The organism is Rhizobium sp. CRRU65, assembly GCF_048551595.1.
GTDB classification, from domain to species: Bacteria; Pseudomonadota; Alphaproteobacteria; order Rhizobiales; family Rhizobiaceae; genus Rhizobium; species Rhizobium leguminosarum_J.
In genome coordinates this window covers 140,249-162,197 of the sequence record NZ_JBLYZH010000005.1, presented here as the reverse complement: position 1 = coordinate 162,197, position 21,949 = coordinate 140,249, and the positions used below count along the sequence as shown (strand labels likewise).

The 21,949-nt window shown below is 60.5% G+C and carries 20 protein-coding genes; 19 read left to right on the top strand and 1 reads right to left on the bottom strand.

What is annotated here, in order from left to right; all coding sequences use genetic code 11:
* Positions 1-301 precede the first annotated feature (301 nt).
* The 11 genes from ACM5SV_RS12295 (at position 302) to ACM5SV_RS12245 (ending at position 12,287) form a co-directional block, all read left to right on the top strand.
* A complete protein-coding gene (locus ACM5SV_RS12295; protein ID WP_003554618.1) occupies positions 302-781 on the top strand; it encodes a hypothetical protein in 480 nt (159 codons plus the stop codon).
* A gap of 623 nt (positions 782-1,404) precedes the next feature.
* Positions 1,405-1,626, top strand: a complete 222-nt coding sequence (locus ACM5SV_RS12290; protein WP_128439425.1) for a hypothetical protein — start codon at positions 1,405-1,407, stop codon at positions 1,624-1,626.
* A gap of 38 nt (positions 1,627-1,664) precedes the next feature.
* Positions 1,665-1,871, top strand: a complete 207-nt coding sequence (locus tag ACM5SV_RS12285; RefSeq protein WP_003554614.1) for a hypothetical protein — start codon at positions 1,665-1,667, stop codon at positions 1,869-1,871.
* Positions 1,872-2,186: 315 nt separating this feature from the next.
* Positions 2,187-3,071, top strand: coding sequence for a DUF72 domain-containing protein (locus ACM5SV_RS12280; protein WP_419425258.1), 885 nt, complete (start codon positions 2,187-2,189; stop codon positions 3,069-3,071).
* A gap of 1,157 nt (positions 3,072-4,228) precedes the next feature.
* The gene (locus tag ACM5SV_RS12275; RefSeq protein WP_020487177.1) at positions 4,229-5,740 is read left to right on the top strand and encodes a type II and III secretion system protein family protein; all 1,512 of its coding nucleotides are present in this window, start codon (positions 4,229-4,231) and stop codon (positions 5,738-5,740) included.
* Positions 5,741-6,125: 385 nt separating this feature from the next.
* A complete protein-coding gene (locus ACM5SV_RS12270) occupies positions 6,126-6,482 on the top strand; it encodes a hypothetical protein (RefSeq protein WP_080635507.1) in 357 nt (118 codons plus the stop codon).
* Between the two features lie 460 nt (positions 6,483-6,942).
* Positions 6,943-7,527, top strand: a complete 585-nt coding sequence (locus ACM5SV_RS12265; protein WP_419425257.1) for an invasion associated locus B family protein — start codon at positions 6,943-6,945, stop codon at positions 7,525-7,527.
* Between the two features lie 287 nt (positions 7,528-7,814).
* Complete coding sequence (locus ACM5SV_RS12260; RefSeq protein WP_003554601.1) at positions 7,815-8,579, top strand: response regulator; 765 nt, start codon at positions 7,815-7,817, stop codon at positions 8,577-8,579.
* A 755-nt stretch (positions 8,580-9,334) separates the two neighbouring features.
* Positions 9,335-9,997, top strand: coding sequence for a transcriptional regulator (locus ACM5SV_RS12255; protein WP_128450121.1), 663 nt, complete (start codon positions 9,335-9,337; stop codon positions 9,995-9,997).
* 131 nt (positions 9,998-10,128) lie between these two features.
* Positions 10,129-10,692, top strand: a complete 564-nt coding sequence (locus ACM5SV_RS12250) for a hypothetical protein (protein ID WP_003554597.1) — start codon at positions 10,129-10,131, stop codon at positions 10,690-10,692.
* A gap of 674 nt (positions 10,693-11,366) precedes the next feature.
* Positions 11,367-12,287: an ArdC family protein gene (locus ACM5SV_RS12245; RefSeq protein ID WP_419425256.1), complete on the top strand. Its 921-nt coding sequence runs from the start codon at positions 11,367-11,369 to the stop codon at positions 12,285-12,287.
* Positions 12,288-12,466: 179 nt separating this feature from the next.
* Here ACM5SV_RS12245 and ACM5SV_RS12240 read toward each other — a convergent pair whose 3' ends face one another.
* The gene (locus tag ACM5SV_RS12240) at positions 12,467-13,417 is read right to left on the bottom strand and encodes a LysR family transcriptional regulator (RefSeq protein WP_222027394.1); all 951 of its coding nucleotides are present in this window, start codon (positions 13,415-13,417) and stop codon (positions 12,467-12,469) included.
* Between the two features lie 95 nt (positions 13,418-13,512).
* Here ACM5SV_RS12240 and ACM5SV_RS12235 point away from each other — a divergent pair, with 95 nt between their 5' ends.
* Genes ACM5SV_RS12235 through ACM5SV_RS12200 form a run of 8 tightly spaced genes read left to right on the top strand, consistent with a single transcriptional unit; the run spans position 13,513 to position 21,947 of the window.
* Positions 13,513-14,376: a dioxygenase gene (locus ACM5SV_RS12235; RefSeq protein WP_017997480.1), complete on the top strand. Its 864-nt coding sequence runs from the start codon at positions 13,513-13,515 to the stop codon at positions 14,374-14,376.
* A complete protein-coding gene (locus tag ACM5SV_RS12230) occupies positions 14,373-15,431 on the top strand; it encodes a maleylacetate reductase (RefSeq protein ID WP_012760295.1) in 1,059 nt (352 codons plus the stop codon). Before ACM5SV_RS12235 ends, ACM5SV_RS12230 begins: the two co-directional genes overlap by 4 nt.
* A 54-nt stretch (positions 15,432-15,485) precedes the next feature.
* On the top strand, positions 15,486-16,766 hold the full coding sequence (locus ACM5SV_RS12225; protein WP_222017853.1) for an ABC transporter substrate-binding protein: 1,281 nt from the start codon (positions 15,486-15,488) through the stop codon (positions 16,764-16,766).
* A gap of 50 nt (positions 16,767-16,816) precedes the next feature.
* Complete coding sequence (locus ACM5SV_RS12220; protein ID WP_003554585.1) at positions 16,817-17,536, top strand: ABC transporter ATP-binding protein; 720 nt, start codon at positions 16,817-16,819, stop codon at positions 17,534-17,536.
* Entirely contained in the window at positions 17,536-18,255 is a 720-nt protein-coding gene (locus tag ACM5SV_RS12215) for an ABC transporter ATP-binding protein (protein WP_419425255.1), read from the top strand. Before ACM5SV_RS12220 ends, ACM5SV_RS12215 begins: the two co-directional genes overlap by 1 nt.
* Positions 18,242-19,105, top strand: a complete 864-nt coding sequence (locus ACM5SV_RS12210) for a branched-chain amino acid ABC transporter permease (protein WP_003554581.1) — start codon at positions 18,242-18,244, stop codon at positions 19,103-19,105. The genes ACM5SV_RS12215 and ACM5SV_RS12210 overlap by 14 nt, the downstream gene beginning before the upstream one ends.
* 9 nt (positions 19,106-19,114) lie before the next feature.
* Positions 19,115-20,200 carry a branched-chain amino acid ABC transporter permease gene (locus tag ACM5SV_RS12205; RefSeq protein WP_128439434.1) on the top strand — a complete coding sequence of 362 codons (1,086 nt, stop codon included), beginning with the start codon at positions 19,115-19,117 and terminating at the stop codon, positions 20,198-20,200.
* On the top strand, positions 20,193-21,947 hold the full coding sequence (locus ACM5SV_RS12200) for an FAD-dependent oxidoreductase (protein WP_012760289.1): 1,755 nt from the start codon (positions 20,193-20,195) through the stop codon (positions 21,945-21,947). Before ACM5SV_RS12205 ends, ACM5SV_RS12200 begins: the two co-directional genes overlap by 8 nt.
* Positions 21,948-21,949 lie beyond the last annotated feature (2 nt).

Genomic DNA, 21,949 nt, shown 5'->3' with positions numbered 1-21,949 from the left:
GGGAGCCGGCGGCCTTTTGACGGGCGTGGTTGCTGCGGTTGGCGCCGATCGCTGCCACAACACAATGCATCACAAGCAGGCGCCGCCACGACGCCTGGTCGCCGATCGAAGCGTCCGTCCGCGCTGCCGCGAGCTCGTACTACAAACGACGTTGTGCCCCATCGGTCGTAAAACTATATTTTGTGTCCAGGTTCCTTAGGCGGCGGTCATGGTGGCAACCGTCATTGCCTTTCCGGCAGACCGATCCGGCCCCATGATTCAGAGGCGCCTGCGTGAAAACCCAGGCAGATGGGAGAGAGCGATGCGGAACTGTTTAGGCCTGTTAACGGCGGGAGTTTTTCTCCTCCAGCCATGCTCCTTCGCCAAAGCACAGGCGCCGAACGCGTTGGAGAGAGCCATTGGAGATGTGCAGCCATGCAGGTCGTTGAAGACCAAGGTATCGAGCTTCGGCATCAGTGTCGAGGTAGGCGTCGACAAGCTCGATTCCGTCAAGATCGAAAACCTGCAATTGTCGGTGAATGGCGACACGGCGGAGGCGAGCGCCCGCGGCACGCTTGCTTGCAAAACCTCGGACGAAGCGCTGGTCGAAGGAGGGTTTTCAGCTACCGCTGAAGTTCGGCTGAAGATCGACCTGTCGACCTGCAAGACGACCGATACCTCCATCGAGATCGTCAAGACTGGTGGCCGGTTCGGCGATGTCGTCAAGGGACTGGAGACCCAGATCTCCAGCGCCCTCCGGCAAAGCCTTGAGAAGAATTTAGCCAAGCTTTGCCAGAAGTGATCAGCGGATCGACGTCGCTGCCAAAAGTCCCATGACCCGTGAGCGATCGCCGAACCTTGGAAATAGAAATGCCTCAGCTTATCCAGGTCGTCATCGGGTGGATAGTGATCACCCGTCGATCTACCCCGCTTCCAATTCGCGTTTTCGCCCGACGACGTTCCGGCGTGGAGACGTGGCACGGCTCCGAAGCCGCTGTTCGTCGTCGGGCAGAACCTTCATATGGGCGGTTGGCTCGGGCTGCGCACACGAAAGCTTGCCTCGCGCTAGTGGGCCGCGTTCGCCTTGAAGCGAACGTAGACACGAGGCAAGCGCGTGCTACCATCTCGGATCATGTAGCTGCCTTGGCCATCTCTCCGACATCAAGACGCCCATCAGGCCCTATATCGTGGATGCCGTTGCGAACTGCTGGCGATCCGGCAAAGACACGGCAATTCAAGGTTCGGTATCCTGCTCGGGTCGTGCATGGGGTCACCGGGCCTTGCTCGACTCAGCTCCCTTCGTCGACGCCGCTGGCCGGGATCAGGCAGCGTTTGATCTTGAACGTGTCCCAGGCATTTCGAGCTCGCCGTGGAACATATGCGCCGCCCGACCGTTGCTCCGCTCAGTTTGAAAGGTTGTCTGAAATGCCAAATCAGCGTGCCAACGATGATGAGCTTCGCGACATTATCGATCAGAAACTGACTGCACTCATCCAGGAAATGGAGGATGCGGATTGGAGCGCCAAGGACGTCGCTTTTGCGATTAACGATGTCCTCAAAAGCAAGTGGCTTGATCGGATGATGGCGCTACAAGACGCACGCGACGCGGTTCCAAAAGGATTCCTGTCAGACGGGAACGAAGGCTAGCGGTCGGTTATCCACGGCGTGAAAAAGGAAAAACTTTCATGACTGCGACATTCCTGGTCATCGCCATCAGTTCGCTCGATCCGGATGGTAGCGACACCCGTAACGAGCCGATGCTCGTTTACCCCGATGCGCTAAAGACTGCACGGCAACTAAAATCTGAAGGCAAAGCGTTCAGGGTGATCGCTGACGGCGACCAGACGGAGGAACAGCTGCAGTCGTTCCTGGCGCTCGGTGCGCTCGTATAGTCGGATGATGGCGGTCGAGTTTGTGGCAGGCTGAGTTCGAAGCCGTCGAGGCAGGAAACGCCGATCAGGTAGCGGCTGCCGAGAGGGATCGGGCTGAGGACCTGACGCTCTATCTCGACATTCAGGCGCATGGTGCGCGTGTCGTTCGAGACCTATGCCGGCTCGGTCGAAGATCAGTCTTTTGTTGGCTTGCGGGAAACGTGTCCGCGCATCGAGACTCATCTTGGCCATTTCAAGATGCTGACCGTCAGACGGTAAACCGGCAACGGGTGCTGACGTTGCAAATGAAGTCGAGGCCGGGACGAGGAGGATCGATTGGTGCAGCGCACTGCTGAAGATAACGCGGCCCGCCGCGCGCGCCGCGCTGAGCGCCGGCAAAAGCAGCGCGACGCCAATGTCGATCGGGCGGCCAAAATGCGTCAGGTACGCCTTGCCGATCCGCAGGCCAACAACCCGACCGAGGATCGACAGGCCGGTCGCACCCATATCGGATGTTCGGGGTGGTACTACTGGCATTGGAAGGGGGCGTTCTATCCCGCGGATGTTCCGTCGAGTCAATATTTCGCAATTTATCAGGGATCCTTCAAGACGGTCGAGCTCAACGCCCCGTTTTATTCGTGGCCGACAATCGGAGCCGTGAAGGCCTGGATCCGCCAGGCCGCGCCCGGTTTCGTCTACACCATCAAGGTCTGCGAGCTGATCACCCATATCAAGCGGTTCGAGCACGCGGAAAGTCTGATCCAGGATTTCGGCTATATCGCCGACCTTCTCGGCCCGCATATGGGCTGCTTTCTCTTCCAGCTGCCGCCGAGCGTTCGCTACACTCCGGAAATGCTTCAATCCATTTTATCGCAGCTCGACTGCCGCCGCAGGAACGTCGTCGAGTTTCGCCATAAGAGCTGGTGGAATGATGAGGTATTCGAAGCCTTCAACGCTGCCGGGGTGATTTTCTGCTCCTGCAGCGGCCCCCGGTTACCGGATGAACTGGTGCGGACCGCCGATGACATCTACGTTCGGTTTCACGGGATCAGGCAATGGTATCGCCACGATTACAGTGACGCGGAATTGCTCGTGTGGGTCGAGCGCATTAGGCAAAGCCGGGCGAAGACCGTATGGGCCTACTTCAACAACGATCGCGACGGACATTCGATCAAGAATGCCAATCGGCTGTCGGAGTTAATGAATGTTTCGGCCACGTAGGACAGCTGCGCGGGACGAGGCTGCGATGGGGCACAGAAATCGCTTCGCGGGATCTTCGCGGTCTCCCGATACTGAACGCGGGGACGGTCGGGTCTGCGTCCTGAAGTGCGGCGCATTTGTATCTGTTGCAACAAAATAGCGGTGAACCCCACTGTTCAAGCGGGCGAATGAGGCACATCCCAGCTAGGTGATAGAAGGTCACAACTAGACTTGGTCGCGGTTGCGACCGAACAGCTCGCTCAAAAGCTCGTGTTCCAAGCGTTCTAGCCAATCTCGACGCGCCTCTACAGCCAAATCCCTTTGAAAAGCAACGCCGCTGGCTGACGTGATCGTTTTTGCTCATCATGGTTCGAATTACGCCTTGGGCTTATATCTCAACCGTTGAAAATCCCTGCAGCCCAGTGGTTGTCAAATCGCTGTCACGGCGGTGAGTGGCCTGTCATCCTGATCGCGAAGGCTATGAGCAGTGCTGACTGCGGCGATAACCGGAAACTTCGCCTCAACCTTTTTCGGGCAGACGAGACCGAATTCGGACGTTCCTTGTTCGATACTCGGAATTAACGCGGGGCTGGAAAAGCAAGAGACGACAAGCTTGGCTCTTCGGTGGGCTACAAGCCTTTCGCACTGTCCTCCATTGAACCGGATGAGGCTGGACTTTGCCGCTTTAGGACGCGCCGATCCCAAGTTTTGTGCCGAAGCCTGGAGCCTTTCCAGCAATCATCGCGCGATTGTGGCCGCCATCCCACGCCCCGCCATTCGCAATTCGACCTGCTGGCGGGCCGCACGAATGCCGCGTTCGCATCTCGCACGATGAAGCAGCGCGGCCGGCTCGGAAACAATTCGTAAAACACGGAAATGTTCAGAGCATGATCGTGCCACGAACCGGTGAGTTACTAGCGGGACGTCCTTCGAAGATTCACCGCCGATTGAAAAAGAGCAAAGGCGCTAACTCGTGGCTGACATCAATATACCGTCTTCTCCGATCCGAAAAAGTGACAGTGCCTATCAAATCGAATGCAAATTCGCGCTGGAGCCCTCACTTACCAGGCTTTTCGAAAAGGCACGCTCCGCCGGCTGGGACCCACAGCACATAGCCCTCGCAGTCGCCGCGCTCAGTTGGGAGCTGCTGGTTGATCAGCGCGATAGTATGCAACGCGATGGATGCGGCATTGAACATTAGGGTTCATCCGCTCCGCAAGACGGATTTAGGGAAGTCCTCGGTCCATGCCGGCTGGATTGCGCATACAGTTCTCCTGCTCACGCTGCTGTCGTCGGCCACATATTGCCGTGCCGAGAATGTCATCAGCGTTACAGAGACCGGTGTGAATGTCACGCGGCATGTCAGCATCGGTCTAAATAAGACGCTCATCGTTGAACTTCCTCAGGACGCTCATGACATTGTTGTTTCAGATCCAGGCGTGTCTGACGCGATAGTGCGAGCGACACGCACCATCTTTCTCTTTGGCAAAAAGGTCGGGCAAACGAATATCTTCATCCTCGATGCGAACAAGCGACCAATCGTCAATATCGATATCGCGGTTGAGAGAGACATTGCCGGGCTGGAGACGGATTTGCGTCGTTTGATACCAGATGCGGCCATCAAGGTTGAGATTATTTCCGATAATATTGTCCTCACCGGCACCGTAAGGTCGGCACAGGACTCGGCACAAGCCGCCGATCTTGCATCCGCTTTCGTCAAAGGCGGGGAGGCGACGACCCGCACCCAAAGTGCGTCGAGCGGGGGTAGTCAAGGATCCGTGGCCCTTGTTGCGGAAGATCGGCAGGAATCCAAAATCATCAACCTTCTTCGCATCGCAGCCGACGATCAGGTGATGCTCAAAATGACGATAGCGGAGGTAAAGCGAGAGATCCTGAAGCAACTGGGCTTTGACAATGAGCTAAAAAACGCTGGTGGCTCAACAATTGCCCAGCTGGGAACGGCATCGACGGATGCGACGACCGCGACCTCCGGCGGCGGCCTATCAGCCCTATTCAGCGGATCCTTCGGCAAGTATGGCCTCTCAACGACATTGAATGCGCTTGAACAAGCGAAAGTGGTTCGAACCTTGGCCGAGCCGACATTGACGGCCGTCTCGGGTCAATCGGCATCGTTTCAAGCAGGTGGCGAGGTCCTCTATTCAAACACCGACAGCGATGGCAATACGACCCAAACCCCGTACAGCTACGGCATCAGCCTCTCATTCAAGCCCATCGTCCTAACGTCCGGTCGGATCAGCCTGCAGATCTCAACCGAGGTGTCCGAACCGGTTACCTCTATATCCGGTTCATCCCCGACCTACGGCAAGCGTTCGACCAGCACCACCGTTGAACTGCCATCGGGTGGTTCGATCGCTCTGGCGGGGCTAATCCGAGATAACTTCAACAGGACCTCCAATGGGACGCCGGTCTTGAACAAGATTCCAGGGTTTGGCGCTTTGTTTCGCCAGACAAGCTTCGAGAGAAACGAGACTGAACTCGTAATTATCGCCACACCCTATTTGGTTCGCCCTGTCGCGGCAAAAGATCTGAATCGGCCTGATGACAATCTTAGCCCAGCTGATGATGCCTCTCAGGGGTTACTCGACCGGATCAACAAGCTCTACGGCAACGGCAAAACCTTGGAGCCGACAGCGCAATATCACGGCACCGTCGGCTTCATATACAAGTGATCGTTGCTGATAGTCTGACGTCCGGAGAGGCCCGGCCTGTCATTCAACCGACCTGCCTCTTCGGTCAGTGCCTTGGCGTGCCAGCAGGTGAGCCCGACAAGAACACGGCTAACAAATATCGCCATTGAAGGGGTTTCCCAACGTTAAAAGCTCAGCTCCGAGGTTGGCATGACTTGGACAAGCGGGACGCTCACCATCCTTTCCAAACCATCGATCTTGCTCGCGCGCCGGGCGTCCGGGGTCGCACCAGCGGGCACCATCCGTGGTCGGACGTGGCACCCCGGAGCGGTCGCACTCGTCTGCTTTTACTCAATTTTACGCAGCCTTTACGCTGCTTAACGTTGAACCCGCTACCAAGGATGGCGACGTAGTCAGGAACCCGTCCATGGACATCGAAATGAACGACGGTAAATCGCGACAGTCCCTCCTGCCGTGGCGCGGCGTAGACCATCCGCTCAGGACACGGTTGCTTTGCCTGATCGCGGGCCTGGTCGCCTCCGGCTTGTCGACGTCCACATTTGCCGAAGACAGCGCAACCGGCAGTACGTCGCTGTTTCAGGTCGGGTCCAGCATCGCCGACACAGGAACCGGATACTCGCTGTTTCGCGGACCGCAGCACGGCTCCAACGACTATTGGATTGAATGCTCTTGTTCGAACGGCGCATTGGCGGTCAGATCGTGTCCTTCCTTGAGATACAAATGCTATTGCGCAGATAAGCCCTCGATATCTTGCAGCCAATGATCTGTGCGCCCCGCAACCCAGCCGTGCTCGGTTCTGAGCGCTTCGGCTCAACGGTGTCCGCCAGGATGCCGGCGCCTTGCGACCTAAATCGCGTCGCTCCTTTCCCCGATGCCGGCAACGACTGCCTTCCCGCGACGTCTGTCCCCACCGGTTCCTTTCATTCGGCGTCTGGACGATTTTCGTTCGCGTATATCCACCATGCCGATCCTGTCGGCAGCCTGTTTGGCGGGCAGAGGTCTCGGGTCGTGGACGGCGACGCCCTTTGCTTCTCCCTCCGCCCCGCCCGAGATCAAGCCGGCCTTTGGCCGATCTATTCATGCGGTGTTTCCGGCCCTGCTGCACTGCGAGGACGGAGGCGAAATCACCCACGATGGGCTCTGCGTTTGGGGATGGGGTTGCTGCAGGTCGCGAGCGAGCGCCGTCGGGAGGTTTGGGTTTGGGGCTGAGACTGGCGAGCGTTTTGGCACTGCTCCTGTCGGGTTTGGTTGGGCCAGAAGCGGCCCAACGAAAAAATTCCGATAAGGCCTCATGGAGAATGGAAAGTGGATTCAACCGCGCCGGATCGTTGGCCCTGGGCGCCGCTGCGCCGAGCGAACAGCTCCTCGTCGCCGCCGACGGCATAAAGGAGAAATACGATGACTGGGGCGTTGAATGCGCGGTCGTCGACGTCGGAAAGCAATGTGCCGCGGGTCAGTTTCATGAAGATCCAAAGAGCGGTTTGGTTGCGTTCGCAATTCAGGTCTACCCTTCTGAAGAGCTGGGCACGAGGGTCCTGATCAGGATGCCGCTCGGCTTGAAGTTGTCGGACGGCGTGCGCCTCGAGCTTGATACGCAACCCTCAAAACAACATGCGGATGTTGCGACGTGCCTGCCCGATGGTTGCGTCGTTCTTCTCATCATGTCCGACGCCACCATAGACATTTTGAAGGCCGCGCAGGTGCTCACGGTGAGCGCCACTTCGTTTGCTTCAGGTGGTAAGTTGACCTTTCGCGTCTCTCTGAAGGGGTTTCCTCGTTCGCTCGAACGGCTGGATGAACTGCGATGATCGCGACGCTCCCATGGCGGATGCCGTTCCTTACTCCCAACGGCTGACGGACTTGGGCGCATCGAACCATGGCAAATGATAGCGCCGATCTCATGAGATATAGGGCCGCGGCGACAGCACACCATTATTCGGCAATCAAACGCTGCTTGTGACGTTTTCGAATGCAGCGGTTCCAGCAGCTTAACGTTTCTCGGCGATCTCGGGATGTTTCTGGAGGTTTCCCGCAGACGACAACGAGAATTGAAAGCCGGCAGTGGAAGAAGAAATCAATCATCGAGGTGGGCGATATGGACCATATATTAGTCGTTGATGGCGATCTGGAAATCCGCCGGCTACTGACACGTTATCTTGTCGATCAAGGTTTTCGTGTCACCGCTGTTGCATGTCGGCAGGACTGTGAGAGGTGGATCGATACCAGCACGCCTGACCTGATCGTGCTCGACGTCCTGCTTCCGGATGGTTCGGGCCTTGATATCTGCAGGAACCTGCGCGCTAGCCAGTCTCGAATCCCTGTTATTCTGCTGACCGCATTGAAGGAGGAGGTGGACCGTATCATTGGCCTGGAATTCGGAGCGGACGATTATCTTGGCAAGCCGTTCAATCCGCGAGAACTCGTGGCAAGGATCAGGGCAGTCTTGCGACGAGCCGGCGACGCTGAGGACAGTGACACCGACGTCAAGGTCTTCACTTTCGCAGAATTCATCGCTGACACAAGCACCCGGCGGGTATGCAAGTTGCGTGGCCCAGAAATTGAGTTGACCGGAGCGGAATTCGACCTGTTGGTGGTCTTTCTTGAACGACCGGGCCGACTCTTGTCACGAGACCGGCTGCTTGATCTGACACAAGGGCGCAAGAGCGAGCCTATGGACCGATCAATAGACGTCTTGATGAGCAGGCTGCGACGTAAGCTTGGTCAAACCCAAAGCGGCCCCCTTTTCCGGACGATCCGAAATGGCGGTTACCAGTTCACGCTTCCAGTCAAGGCAGGCGTGCCTGACGTGGCAGCTAGCATTGCGGTTCTCACCGGGAACGACAACGTTCGCTCCCTATGAGCGCGCTGGAGTCTTTTTTCGTCTCAGCTTGCCAACGAACTGGCCGGTGGCGACCGCATCTGTCAACGGTCGAGATCGCAGGCGCTAACCGCCGGGATGACCGATTTGATGAGCGGTCCAAAAGGAGAGAAGCGGCGAGCGTTAAACGCAGTTGAGGACATTCTCACTGTTATGATGTCACGTTTCGCTGCGCTGCATCGTCATCACTTACGAGAGCCTTGATTGTTGGAGAAGCGGCAATGGCTGACAGCGATGCCTCGAGCTAGCCGAGGCATTCTTGACCGCCTCGCGCGACGGCGACCTGGCGAAATTGCGGCGATACTCGCGGCCGACGTGGCGGTGTACGCCGATGGCGGGGGCGAAGCCGCGACAGTCACGAACGAAGTTGTTGGAATAAGGCGGTTATGCGCCTGCATGCCGGGCTCGCGCGGCTGTTCGATCGCAGCCGTTCGCGCCTGCTGCCATGAGTTTTATGACGCCAGTCTGCGCTCCCGCGCCAATAGCCGCAAGTTCCAGTAGAAGGTCGCGCCATACACCGTGCCCCGGGGAGATCGACAAGGCTAAGGCAGCCGGGGAGGTTTTGCGCTCACGGACAATAGGCGGCGGAGCGCGGTTTGACCAGCGCTGAACGCGCGCGTGGCCGTGGTATCAGCCAGGGTATGGACCGCCGGCGCAATAGTCGCTATTTGCAGGACATGCTGCGATGTTGAAAACGTCGCTGAAACATCACCGCAGATACCCAAGGCTTTCTTAAATTGAAAAAAGTGCAGCGCAGCTTTGCCGTCGAGTACAAATCAGGTCGGCGAAAACTCAACTCCAAACCGAGTTCGATCTGGGCAGACACGGATCTCAAGTCCGTTGCGCAAGATATGCAGGACGAGGCAATGCCATTTATGTCATTGGCTCCTCAGGCAAGAAGCACCGGAATGCTTGTATCCGAAGAAGAACAGGCCGGGCCGTTATTGACACTGCCGATCGAGCAAGAGACAAATGCATCGGCTTTACAGGAGACCATAATGGCCGACGAAAAAGATACGACAACCAATGCTGACACGCCGGCCGCCGCGGCGCCCGATGGACTGAAGAAGGTGCGCAAACCTCGCGCCAAGAAGGTGGTGCCTGCAACCGCCTCAGCCGCCGTTTCTTTGCAACCGGCAGCGGCTTCGGATGCCAAAGCTGGAAAGCAGACGAGAGGACGCAAAGCAAAGCCTGACGAAGGGACGACGAGTGCCAAGCGTGTACCTGTCAAACGTGCTCCGAAGGCTGTGTCGATAGCGGCTGCACCGTCGGTGGCGGCAGTTGATGAGATTTCGGATCTTCTGCAGCTGGAAGAGGAAAACCAGAAACTGCGCAAGCTGCTGGCGGAGAAGCTCCGCGCTGAAAATGCCGATCTGCGAAAGCGCCTCAACCTCGGTTGATCGGCAGCAGACGGTCAAGCGCTGGCCGCATTCTCATGCTTATTGAAGTGAAGATTTTGGCGGCGGTTCGTTCTGCCGCCAACGTTTTTGCTCGCAGTTTGCATACGCAGTAGAATTCGAGGTCAAATAAAATGGCGTCTCCATGGAAACTTCTTGCTGGGCTGGTGTCACGGCAACGCCAGCAGAAGCAAGAACACGGCTCGACCGATGATGTGAAGCCGGACGTATCAGCCATCGCCGAGCCGACTGAAGCGGCGGCCAACAACCGGTCGAAGGCCGCAGACCGTGCGGCCAACGAAAAGCCGGTCACCCACGAACAACACGAGGCGGTGTCGGTAGACCCGCGTCGTCATGCCGAAGAGGCGGCAAGCAGTGCTGATCACACGACAGATGTCGAAAGCGCCACGCTCGAGATAGCGGCTGATCCGGCCTCATCCGATGTGGTGGACATAGCTGCACACGCCGCGCCCAAGCCCTCGCGGATTGACGATGGTGCAGCGCGAAAGCGCAGCAGACAGGCCAGGAAAGCGGACGTCGTCGATGTCGTTTCGCGACCATCTCCACGACTTGCCATCGTTTCCGACGATGCAATCGGCCTTGAGGGAGAAATCAGGATGCTCCGGGATCAGTTGGCGAGGAAGCTTCGGCTGCAAAACGCACAACTGAGGAGGATGCTGGATCGGTTCGAGCGCTGAATTGTCAATTCCCGTTGTACCCAATGGGTCCAATGCGCCTTGGCCCGGAACGGCTATGAGCTGCGTTGCTGGCGCATTGCATAAGGTCTATCGGCCCGGCCATCGAAGATCGAGCTAGCAACTGGCGTTTGATATGGCGCTCAATCCGGGTTCTGTCTGCCTTTGCCTAAAACGACTTGGTGGTCCCTCCCGTCTTTACCAGTAGCCCGCCGGACTGGGTTGGCATTGACATGCGTGAAGTCATGCTGGCCAGTCCGCCCGACCACCTTCCCACGAACATTGCCCGGCGTGGCAATAATTGCAAAAAGCCACCTCCCGTCGTCGACGACAAGTTGCCGGCCGGCAGTCGATCCCATTCTCGCGCCCATGCCCGGATGTTCGGGACGAGTATCTCGATTGGCGCGTGATGTCGTATCGCGCGCGCTTCATCCGCGAAGCTGGCGACGGGATCCGGATCGCGGATCAGCCATGTCCGCCTGCGTCTAAACCTCCCACTTGGATTGCGGCCATCGCGTCCTGTCCGGCTTTGGTCCTGCCAGGCTCGCGCCGCCGGCAACGGCCTTGCCGTCCTCCACTGCGTTGCGGCCCTGCGGGTGCAGGCAGCGCTTGCAGCCCGGCTTTCGAACCGCCGTAGCAGGTCGCGATGGCCGCGACCTCGAAATGGAGGTTCCAACATGAGCAGGCAACAATCCAATCAACGAACCGATATCTACAGCCGCATCACCGCCACGATCATCGCCGATCTCGAAGGCGGCGTGCGGCCATGGACCAAACCCTGGACGACAGGACATGCGACAGCCGAGGTCAGCCGGCCACTGCGCCACAATGGCCAACCCTATTCCGGGATCAACGTTCTGCTGCTGTGGTCGCAAGCCATCGCCCGCGGCTTTGCCTCATCTCGCTGGATGACGTTTCGCCAGGCAATCGAACTCGGCGGCGCCGTTCGCAAGGGCGAAACCGGCACAACCGTCGTCTTTGCCAGTTCGTTCGTCCGCACCGAGACGACCGACACGGGCAGCGAGATCGAACAGGATGTTCCATTCCTCAAAGCCTACACGGTGTTCAACACCGATCAGATCGCCGGTCTTAACCGGCGCTTTCACGACGTCGCACCTCTCCAGGATCCGATGAGCCGCATCGGCAATGCCGGCCGCTTCTTTGCCAATACCGGCGCGCTGATCCGCCACGGAGGATCGGCTGCCTATTATGCCGCTCAGCGTGATTACATCCAGATGCCATGCCTGGATGCCTTCAGGGACGATGCTTCCTATGTCGCCGTCCTCAGCCACGAGATGACGCACTGGACCGCCGCACCGCGACGGCTTGATCGCGATCTCAGCCGCTACGCGAAAGACCGGAGCGAACGCGCCCGCGAGGAGCTGATTGCCGAACTCGGCAGCGCGTTTCTCTGCGCCGATCTCGGCATCGTCCCCGAACTCGAACCACGCCCCGACCACGCCAGCTATCTCGATGGCTGGCTGAAGGTTCTCCACCACGACAAGCGCGCCATCTTCTCGGCGGCGGCCCATGCGCAGCGCGCCGTCGACTATCTGCATTCCCTGCAGCCCGAACTCGACGAGGAGGAGGCGGCGTGAGCCGTCTCTTCTTCAACTGATGAAATGCTCGGATGATCAGGCCGCCCCGCGGGCCTTCCAAGCCTGCATGGTGAAAACCGACGCGCCGCTCCGTAGCCTGATCGCGCCGCCGCCGAGGCCTTGCCCAGACCGAACGGTGAAGTGGCACCAATTGCCTGCTGCACGTTCTCGCATTTTGTTCATGAGCCCCAGACCACTGACTGCTCATGCCGCTTAATCAGGTGCTTGAGGTTATCGAAGCTGGTGCGGATGTGGCGGGCGAAGTTGTCGGCGGCGGGTGTGCGTGGTGCGTCCGAACGCTTCAGCAAGCCGAGCGCGCGTTCCGAATGGGGGATGGGAACGGGCAGGGCGGTGATGGACTTTTCGTTGCGCAATGCGAAGACGACGCTGTGCGGCATGATGGTCAGCGCATCCGCCGCCTTCATGTACTGGACGACGCTCATGAGGGAGCCGCCCGAATAGCGGATCTTGACTTCGGTTGCGCCGAAGGACAGCAGCATGCTGCGCAGATCGGTGAGTAGCGGGCTGCCTGGCGGAGGCGCCACCCAAGGGAAATCGAGCAGGTGCGCCGGCTGAGGGCGCCGCTTCAACAGCAAAGGATGGGTGACCCGGCAGGCGACGACGTTGCGGCCGGGCAGGATTTGCTGAAATTCGAGGCCGGAGCCCTCGTCGAGAATATCGATCGGGCAGATGGCAAGGTCGACCTGGTCGGCATTGAGCGCGGCACGGAGGTCTGGGAAGTAACCATAGCTCTGGTCGATGCGCACGTCTGGATGCAGGTTCTGGAACTCGGCGATCATGCCGGCGATCAACGCATCCATGAAAAAAGGCGTGCCACCGACACGCACTACGCCGCTTCTGCCGGCCCGAAAGCTTTCGACGACATCGGAGGCCTTGCGCGATGCCGACAGCATCGTCTGGCCGTGATCGGCCAGCGCCCGACCCAATGACGTTGGCTGCAACGGCCGCCGCCCCTTGACGAACAGTGGCTCGCCGATGCGAGCCTCGAGCATTGCGAGCGTACGCGAAACAGCCGGCTGCGATAGGCCGAGCAGGGCAGCTCCCTCGGTGACCCCGCCGGTCTTAACGACTGCCGCAAGCTGGACAAGGTGACGTTCGTCTATCTTCATAACGATATGATATATTAATCGCGAATAAAATCATTACCGGCACATAGCGTTTGGACTAAATTTGTCTCCACCAGCCATTGCCTTGGAGGAGACGCATGACGCCGGGTCCGATGGCGCTGAATTTCAGCGAGGCCACCTCGCATGACATCTTTGCGCAACGACTTCAGCCATCAAAGGACAACATCCTGCCGCAGGTTCTCGCGGCGGCGGTGACGCATCTTCATACCCTGATCCGCGAAGTGCGGCCCACCCAGGCGGAATGGCGCCAAGTCATCGAATTCTTGACCGACGTTGGCCATGCAAGCGACGAGCGGCGCCAGGAGTGGGTGCTCCTGTCGGATCTGCTCGGCGCTTCGACACTGGTCGAGGAGATCAATTCGCGCCGTCCGAAGACGGCCACCCCCAACACCGTGCGCGGACCGTTCTTCCGCGCCGACGTTCCGCAATTGCCGCTCGGCGGCAATATTTCGCTTGATGGTATCGGCGAGCCGCTGGAAGTTTCCGGCCGCGTGCAGGATCTCGATGGCGATCCCATCGCAAATGCCGAGATCATCACCTGGCAGGCCAATGCTCAAGGCCTCTACGAAAACCAGCAGCCGGACCTGCAGCCGGAATTCAACCTGCGCGGCGGCTTCCGCACGGATCCCGACGGACGTTTCCACTATCGGACCATCAAGCCATGCGGCTATGGCGTGCCTGACGATGGTCCCGTCGGAAAGCTTTTGCGGCGGGCGGGCTATCCGCTGCGCCGCCCCGCGCATCTTCATTTCATCATCAAGGCGCCGGACTTCGAGACGATCACCACGCATATCTATGACGGCAGCGATCCGCATCTGGCCGAAGACGCGATCTTCGCCGTCAAGCCCGAGTTGGTGCGAACCTTCGAGCAGCAGGGCAAGCGGTGGTTGTTGAAACTGACGTTCGTCATGGTCCGCGCCAGGCAGGGAGCCGATACATGAGCCGGATTTTCACCTATAGCGGCAGCCCCGCCCATATCGTCTTCGGCGAAGGCAAGAGCGCCGCCGCCGGCGAGTGGGTGGAAAAGCTCGGATGCACCAAGGCCCTCGTTCTCTCGACGCCGCAACAGAAGGCCGACGCCGAAGCGCTTGCCACGCGGCTGGGCTCTCTCGCTGTCGGCGTCTTTGCCGGCGCCACTATGCACACGCCAGTCGATGTCACCGAAGAGGCGATGGAGGTGGTTTTCCAAACGCAGGCCGATTGCGTCGTTTCGCTCGGCGGCGGCTCGACCACCGGGCTTGGCAAGGCGATCGCCTATCGCACGGATCTGCATCAGATTGTCATTCCGACGACCTATGCCGGATCGGAAGTGACGCCGATCCTCGGCCAGACCGAGGCCGGGCGCAAGACGACCGTGCGCCATGCGAGCATCCTGCCAGAGGTGGTGATATACGACCCGGCGCTGACGCTTGGCCTGCCGGTCGGCATGAGCGTCACCTCGGGCCTGAATGCCATGGCCCATGCGGTCGAGGCGCTCTACGCGCAAGACCGCAACCCGATTTCGACGCTGATGGCGGTCGAGGGGCTGCGGGCCTTCAAGACCAGCCTGCCTGATATCATCGCTAATCCCCACGAGCCCGATGCCCGTGCCGATGCACTCTACGGCGCCTGGCTTTGCGGCACCGTGCTCGGCACGGTCGGTATGGCGCTGCACCACAAGATCTGCCACACGCTGGGCGGCACTTTCGATACGCCGCACGCCGACACGCATGCGATCATGCTGCCGCACACCGCCGCCTACAATGCCGCGGCGGTGCCGGAACTTCTGGCGCCGGTCGCCGATATTTTCGGCGCCTCGGTCGGCGGCGGGCTTTGGGATTTCGCGAGACAAATCGGTTCACCGCTGGCGCTGAAGGGTCTGGGCCTGAGCGTTGCCGATCTCGATCGCGCAGCCGAGATCGCCACCGAAAATCCCTACTGGAATCCAAGGCCGATCGACCGGAAGTCCATTCGTGCCCTGCTGCAGGATGCCTGGGAGGGCAAGCGGCCGGCATAAGCTGACGACAGACATCACGCTCTCTGGGAGGAGAGGAAAATGGGAGGAGGAAACATGTTTACCCGACGCGATTTTCTGAAGACGACGGCCGCCACCGGTGCATTGGCGGCGACATCCGGGCTCGCCGCCCCCGCGATCGCGCAGGACGCCGCGATCAAGCTCGGCTATGTCAGCCCGCAGACGGGACCGCTTGCCGCCTTCGGTGAGGCCGACAAGTTCGTCATCGACAGTTTTCTGGCAGTCACCAAGTCGAAGGGTCTCAACTACGAGGTTGTCGTCAAGGACAGCCAATCCAATCCGAACCGGGCGGCGGAGGTCGCCAAGGAACTGATCGTCACCGACGAGGTGAACCTGATCCTCGTCGCCTCGACGCCGGAGACCACCAATCCGGTGGCGACCACCTGCGAGGCTGAGGAAATGCCCTGTATTTCGACGGTGGCTCCCTGGCAGCCGTGGTTCATCGGCCAGCAGGGCAATCCCGGCGACCCGACCTCCTGGAAACCATTCAACTACGCCTATCACTTCTTCTGGGGTCTCGAGGACGTCATCTCGGTCTTCACCAACATGTGGGCGCAGATCGAGACCAACAAGAAGGTTGGCGGCCTCTTCCCAAATGACGGCGACGGCAATGCCTGGGGCGACAAGGTCGTCGGCTTCCCGCCGGTGCTGGAAAAGATGGGCTACGGGCTGATCGACCCCGGCCGCTATCAGAACATGACGGATGATTTCTCGGCGCAGATCAACGCCTTCAAATCGGGCCAGTGCGAAATCATCACCGGCGTGGTGCTCCCGCCTGACTTCACCACCTTCTGGAACCAGGCCAAGCAGCAGGGTTTCGCCCCGAAGATCGCCTCGATCGGCAAGGCACTGCTGTTCCCGCAGACGGTGGAGGCGCTCGGCAATGCCGGGCATAATCTGTCGTCGGAAGTCTGGTGGACGCCGAGCCATCCGTTCAAATCGTCCTTGACGGGCGAAAGTACAGCAGAGGTGGCGGCCGCCTTTACCAAGGCGACTAGCAGGCCGTGGACGCAGCCGATCGGTTTTGCCCATGCGCTGTTCGAGCTGGCGGTGGATGCGATGAAGCGGGCCGGAGATCCGACAGACGGGGATGCCGTCGCGCAGGCGATTGCCGCCACCAAGCTCGATACGCTGGTCGGGCCGATTGCTTGGGACGGCAAGGGCCTGCCGCCTTTCGCGGCCAAGAACATTGCCAAAACGCCGCTCGTCGGCGGCCAGTGGCGGTTGAAGGACGGCGGCGGCTACGATCTCGTCATCACCGACAACAAGACGGCGCCGAACATTCCGGTCGGCGGCAAGATGGAAGCAATCGACTGATTTTTTTGCGCGGGGCCCGTTCGGCCCCGCCTGTTCTCGGAGGAATGGGTTTGGCAATTCTCGAACTCGATGGGGTCTCGAAGAAATTCGGCGCATTGACGGTCGCCGAGCAGATTTCCTTTACCGTCGGCGAAGGCGAGGCGCTTGGCATTATCGGGCCGAACGGCGCCGGCAAGTCGACGCTGTTCAATTTGATAACCGGCAATATCCCCGCCGACAGCGGAAGCATCCGCTTTCTCGGCGGCGACGTGACGCGCACGCCGCCGATGGCGCGCTGCCTGGCGGGCATCGGCCGCACCTTCCAGATCCCGCAGCCGTTCGAGAAGCTGACGGTCTTTGAAAACCTCCTGGTCGCAGGCGCTTTCGGCTCGCGGCGGCGCGAGGCCGAGGTGTCGGACCGCTGCGCCGAAATCCTGGTGGACACCGGGCTGATCGACAAGGCGAATGTTTTGGCCGGAAGCCTGTCGTTGCTGCTGCGCAAACGGCTGGAGCTCGCCCGAGCGCTGGCGACGGAACCGAAGCTGCTGCTGCTCGATGAAATCGCCGGCGGGCTGACGGAGGGCGAATGCCGGTCGCTGGTGGCCACCATCCGCGCCATTCATGCGCGTGGCGTTGCCGTCATCTGGATCGAGCACGTGCTGCATGCGCTGAATTCCGTCGTCGAGCGGCTGCTGGTGCTGCATTTCGGCAAGGTCATCGGCATCGGCAAGCCCGACGACATCATGGCATCGCGCGACGTGCGTGAAATCTATCTGGGGATCGAGATCTGATGGCGCTGCTCGAAACCAGAGGCCTGACCGCCTCCTACGGCGATTTCCAGGCGCTGTTCGGCGTCGATATTGTGGTCGGCGCCGGCGAGACCATCGCCATCATTGGCGCCAACGGCGCCGGCAAGACGACGCTGATGCGTTCGATCTCAGGCGTGCTCACCAATGCGCCGTCATCGATCCTTTATCGCGACGAGCCGATCGGCGCGCTGTCGGCGCCTGACATTCTGGCGCGCGGCATCGCCATGGTGCCGGAAGGGCGAAAACTCTTTCCGTCGCTGAGCGTCGAGGAAAACCTGCTGGTCGGCAATTATGGCCGCAAGGTCGATGGCCCGTGGACGCTCGAAAGCATCTTCGCGCTATTCCCAATCCTGAAGGAGCGGCGCGACAATCCGGCCACGGCGCTTTCCGGCGGGCAGCAGCAGATGGTGGCGATCGGCCGCGGGCTGATGTCCAATCCGGCGATGCTGCTCTGTGACGAGATCAGCCTTGGCCTTGCGCCCGTCGTGGTCCGCGATATCTACGCCGCCTTCCCGCGCATCCGCGAGACCGGCGCTTCGATCGTCATCGTCGAGCAGGATATCGCCCAGGCGCTGAAGGTGGCCGACCGCGTCTACTGCATGATGGAAGGGCGGGTAACGCTTTCCGGCCGCGCCGCCGACCTCAGCCGCGACGACATCCACAAGGCTTATTTCGGGACGGATCACCATGAACTGGCTTGATACCATTCTCCAGGGCGTGCTGCTCGGCGGGCTCTACGCGCTGTTTGCGGCGGGGCTCAGTCTCGTCTTCGGCATCATGCGGCTGGTCAACCTCGCCCATGGCGATCTGATCGTGCTTGCCGCCTTCCTGATCCTGGTCCTGGTGACGACGCTCGGGCTCAATCCGTTCGTTGCCGCCGCGATCGCGATGCCGTTGATGTTCGCCATCGGCTGGGGACTGCAATATTTCCTGCTCAACCGCACGCTCGGCAAGGATATCCTGCCGCCGCTGCTTGTCACTTTCGGCCTGTCGATCGTCATCCAGAACGGCCTGCTCGAAGGATTTTCGGCCGATAGCCGCCGTGTCTTTGCCGGGAGCCTAGAAAGCGCCTCCGTCAATCTCGGCCCGGTCACCGCCGGCATCATGCCGCTGATGACCTTCTTTTCCGCCGTCGCCGTCATCGTCTGTCTCAACCAGCTCATCTACCGCACCTCCGTCGGCCGCGCCTTCCGGGCGACCTCGGACGATCCGGTGACGGCAGGGCTGATGGGCATCCGGCCGCAACGTATCTTCGCCATGGCGACAGGGCTTGCCATGGTCGTGGTGACGATCGCTGCCCTCTATCTCGGGACCCGCGCCAATTTCGATCCGACGTCGGGACCGGCGCGGCTGATCTATGCCTTCGAAGCGGTGATCATCGGCGGGCTCGGCTCGCTCTGGGGCACGCTCGCCGGCGGCATCATCCTTGGCGTTGCCCAGACGGTGGGTGCCGCGATCAATCCGGAGTGGCAGATCCTTGCCGGCCACCTGGCATTCCTCGCCGTTCTCCTGTTCAAGCCGCGCGGCCTTTTCCCGCGCGCGGTGGATTGAGGTGCATCGATGACCATGGCCATTCCCTCCTTCACCGTCGAGACGCGTACCAGGGCATCGACATTGTCGGCTGTCGCGGTCGTTGCCCTTCTGCTGCTTGCCTTCGCCGCACCCTTCATCGTCTCGCGCGGCGTCATCCAGGACCTTTTCTTCATCCTCACCATGCTGGTGCTGGCGCAGAACTGGAACCTGCTTGCCGGTTATGCCGGGCTGATCTCGGTCGGCCAGCAGGTCTTCGTCGGCTTTGGCGCCTATACGATGTTCGGCTGCGTCATCCTGTTCGGCGTCGACCCGGTCGTGGCCATACTGATTGCCGGCGTATTATCCGCCGCCCTCGCCATTCCCACGGCCTTCTTCACCTTCCGCCTCTACGGTCCTTATTTCGCCATCGGCACCTGGGTGGTGGCCGAGGTCGTGCGGTTGCTGCTGGCCCAGTGGAAGGCGCTCGGCGGTGGCACCGGCACCTCGTTGCCGCGGGAGGCGACCCGCGACATGATGGGCGTCGGCGCGATGCGCGACCTCTTCGGCATGAAGGCTTCCGAGGCGGGCGACACGCTGACTTATTGGCTGGCGCTGATCCTCGCCGTCGCCACAATCGGCTTCATCTATGGTCTTCTGCGCAGCAAGCAGGGTCTCGGCCTAGCCGCCGTCCGCGACAACGAGCAGGCCGCCCGCGCCGTCGGCGTCGATGCGCGGCGGATGAAGACGCTGGTCTATCTGGCGACCGCCTTCATGACAGGCATCGCCGGGGCGCTGATCTACGTGCAGAAGGCGCGCATCTCGCCGGACGCCGCCTTCTCGGTCACCGACTGGACGGCCTATGTCATCTTTATCGTCGTGATCGGCGGCATCGGCACGATCGAGGGACCGATCCTCGGCGTCATCATCTTCTTTCTCTTACAGAACCTCTTGGCCGACTACGGCTCCTGGTACCTGCTGATGCTCGGTCTTCTCGGCATCGCCATCATGCTTCTTGCGCCGCGCGGCCTCTGGGGATTGTTCTCCGAGCGCACCGGCATCCAGCTTTTCCCGGTTCGCCGCGTCCTGAAGGGCGGGCCGCTCAATCTCACGCATAGGGGAGGGCCTCATGGCTGACATTACCACCGACGTACTCATCATCGGCACCGGCCCGGCCGGCTCCGCCACCGCCGCACTGCTCTCCTCCCACGGGGTCGAGAACCTAGTGATCAACCGCTACCGCTGGCTCGCCAGCACACCGCGCGCCCACATCACCAACCAGCGCACCATGGAAGTGCTGCGCGATCTCGGTCGAGACGTGGAGGACGAGGCCTACATGTTCGCGGCCGAGCAAGACCTGATGGGCGAGAACGTGTTCTGTACCTCGCTCACCGGCGAGGAGATTGGCCGGATGAAGAGCTGGGGTAAACATCCGCTATCGCGCGCCGAGCACCAGCTGTCGTCGCCGGCTCATATGAACGATCTGCCGCAGACCTTCATGGAGCCGCTGCTGTTCAAGACGGCCTGTTCGCGCGGTAGCCAATCGCGCATGTCGACGGAATATCTGGGCCATGCGCAGGACGAGGACGGCGTCACGACAACCTGTCTCGACCGGCTGACCGGCAAGGAATTCACCGTCCGCTCGAAATATCTGGTCGGCGCCGATGGCGGCAATTCCAAGGTCGCGGAACACGCGGGGCTCACCTTCGAAGGCAAGATGGGGGTCGCCGGTTCGATGAACATCCTGTTCGAGGCCGATCTGTCGCGACTGGTCGCCCATCGTCCCTCGGTGCTCTATTGGGTGCTGCAGCCGGGTGCTGACGTTGGCGGCATCGGCATGGGGCTGGTGCGTATGGTAAGGCCCTGGAACGAATGGCTGATCGTCTGGGGTTACGATATCAACCAGCCGCCTCCTTCGGTGGATGAAGCGCATGCGAAGAAGGTCGTGCGCGACCTGGTCGGCGATCCGGATCTCGAGATGACCATCAAGTCGGTCTCGACCTGGACCGTCAACAACATGTACGCCACGTCAATGTCCAATGGCCGCGTCTTTTGCATGGGCGACGCCACCCACCGCCATCCGCCGTCAAACGGGCTCGGCTCGAACACCTCGATCCAGGATGCATTCAACCTCGCCTGGAAGCTCGCCTTCGTCCTGAAGGGGGCCGCAGGCCCGAAACTTCTCGATAGTTATCAGGCCGAGCGGGCGCCCGTCGCCAAGCAGATCGTCACCCGGGCCAACAAGTCGATCGAGGAGTTCGGGCCGATCTTCAAGGCGCTGGGGCTGCTCGATTCCATCGACCCGGTGAAGATGCAGGAGAACATGGACGCCCGCTGCAACAACACTGTCGCGGCCGAGGAGCAACGGGCCGCGATCCGCAAGGCGATCGCCGACAAGGTCTACGAGTTCGATTGCCATGGCGTCGAGATGAACCAGCGCTACCGATCGGGCGCGATCGTAACGGATGAGCAGGCGGAACCGGCCTTCGCCCGGGATCCGGAACTGCACTGCCAGCAGACGAGCTGGCCCGGCGCAAGGCTGCCGCATGCCTGGGTGTATTCTGCGACAGGCGAAAAGCTGTCGACGCTCGACCTTGCCGGACATGGGAAGTTTACCGTGCTGACCGGCATTGGCGGACAGGGTTGGATCGAGGCCGCCCGAACCCTTGGAAAGGAATTGGGCATCGATATCGCCGCACATCTGATCGGTCCACGTCAGCCCTGGCAGGACTTTGCCGGCGACTGGGCGAACATGCGCGAAATCCGAGACAGCGGCGTCCTCCTCGTGCGTCCCGACCATCATGTCGCCTGGCGAAGTGAAGCGATCGTCGACGATCCGTCAGCCGAACTGCGGCGCGTGCTGACCAGCGTTTTGGGGAGATAGGG

Coding starts and splice junctions, on each gene's coding strand:
- ACM5SV_RS12290 (WP_128439425.1), top strand. CDS start 1,405: ATGCCAAATCAGCGTGCCAACGATGATGAGCTTCGCGACATTATCGAT.
- ACM5SV_RS12225 (WP_222017853.1), top strand. CDS start 15,486: ATGTTTACCCGACGCGATTTTCTGAAGACGACGGCCGCCACCGGTGCA.
- ACM5SV_RS12250 (WP_003554597.1), top strand. CDS start 10,129: ATGGCGTCTCCATGGAAACTTCTTGCTGGGCTGGTGTCACGGCAACGC.
- ACM5SV_RS12215 (WP_419425255.1), top strand. CDS start 17,536: ATGGCGCTGCTCGAAACCAGAGGCCTGACCGCCTCCTACGGCGATTTC.
- ACM5SV_RS12260 (WP_003554601.1), top strand. CDS start 7,815: ATGGACCATATATTAGTCGTTGATGGCGATCTGGAAATCCGCCGGCTA.
- ACM5SV_RS12205 (WP_128439434.1), top strand. CDS start 19,115: ATGACCATGGCCATTCCCTCCTTCACCGTCGAGACGCGTACCAGGGCA.
- ACM5SV_RS12270 (WP_080635507.1), top strand. CDS start 6,126: ATGGACATCGAAATGAACGACGGTAAATCGCGACAGTCCCTCCTGCCG.
- ACM5SV_RS12245 (WP_419425256.1), top strand. CDS start 11,367: ATGAGCAGGCAACAATCCAATCAACGAACCGATATCTACAGCCGCATC.
- ACM5SV_RS12210 (WP_003554581.1), top strand. CDS start 18,242: ATGAACTGGCTTGATACCATTCTCCAGGGCGTGCTGCTCGGCGGGCTC.
- ACM5SV_RS12275 (WP_020487177.1), top strand. CDS start 4,229: ATGGATGCGGCATTGAACATTAGGGTTCATCCGCTCCGCAAGACGGAT.
- ACM5SV_RS12285 (WP_003554614.1), top strand. CDS start 1,665: ATGACTGCGACATTCCTGGTCATCGCCATCAGTTCGCTCGATCCGGAT.
- ACM5SV_RS12295 (WP_003554618.1), top strand. CDS start 302: ATGCGGAACTGTTTAGGCCTGTTAACGGCGGGAGTTTTTCTCCTCCAG.
- ACM5SV_RS12200 (WP_012760289.1), top strand. CDS start 20,193: ATGGCTGACATTACCACCGACGTACTCATCATCGGCACCGGCCCGGCC.
- ACM5SV_RS12235 (WP_017997480.1), top strand. CDS start 13,513: ATGACGCCGGGTCCGATGGCGCTGAATTTCAGCGAGGCCACCTCGCAT.
- ACM5SV_RS12240 (WP_222027394.1), bottom strand. CDS start 13,417: ATGAAGATAGACGAACGTCACCTTGTCCAGCTTGCGGCAGTCGTTAAG.
- ACM5SV_RS12230 (WP_012760295.1), top strand. CDS start 14,373: ATGAGCCGGATTTTCACCTATAGCGGCAGCCCCGCCCATATCGTCTTC.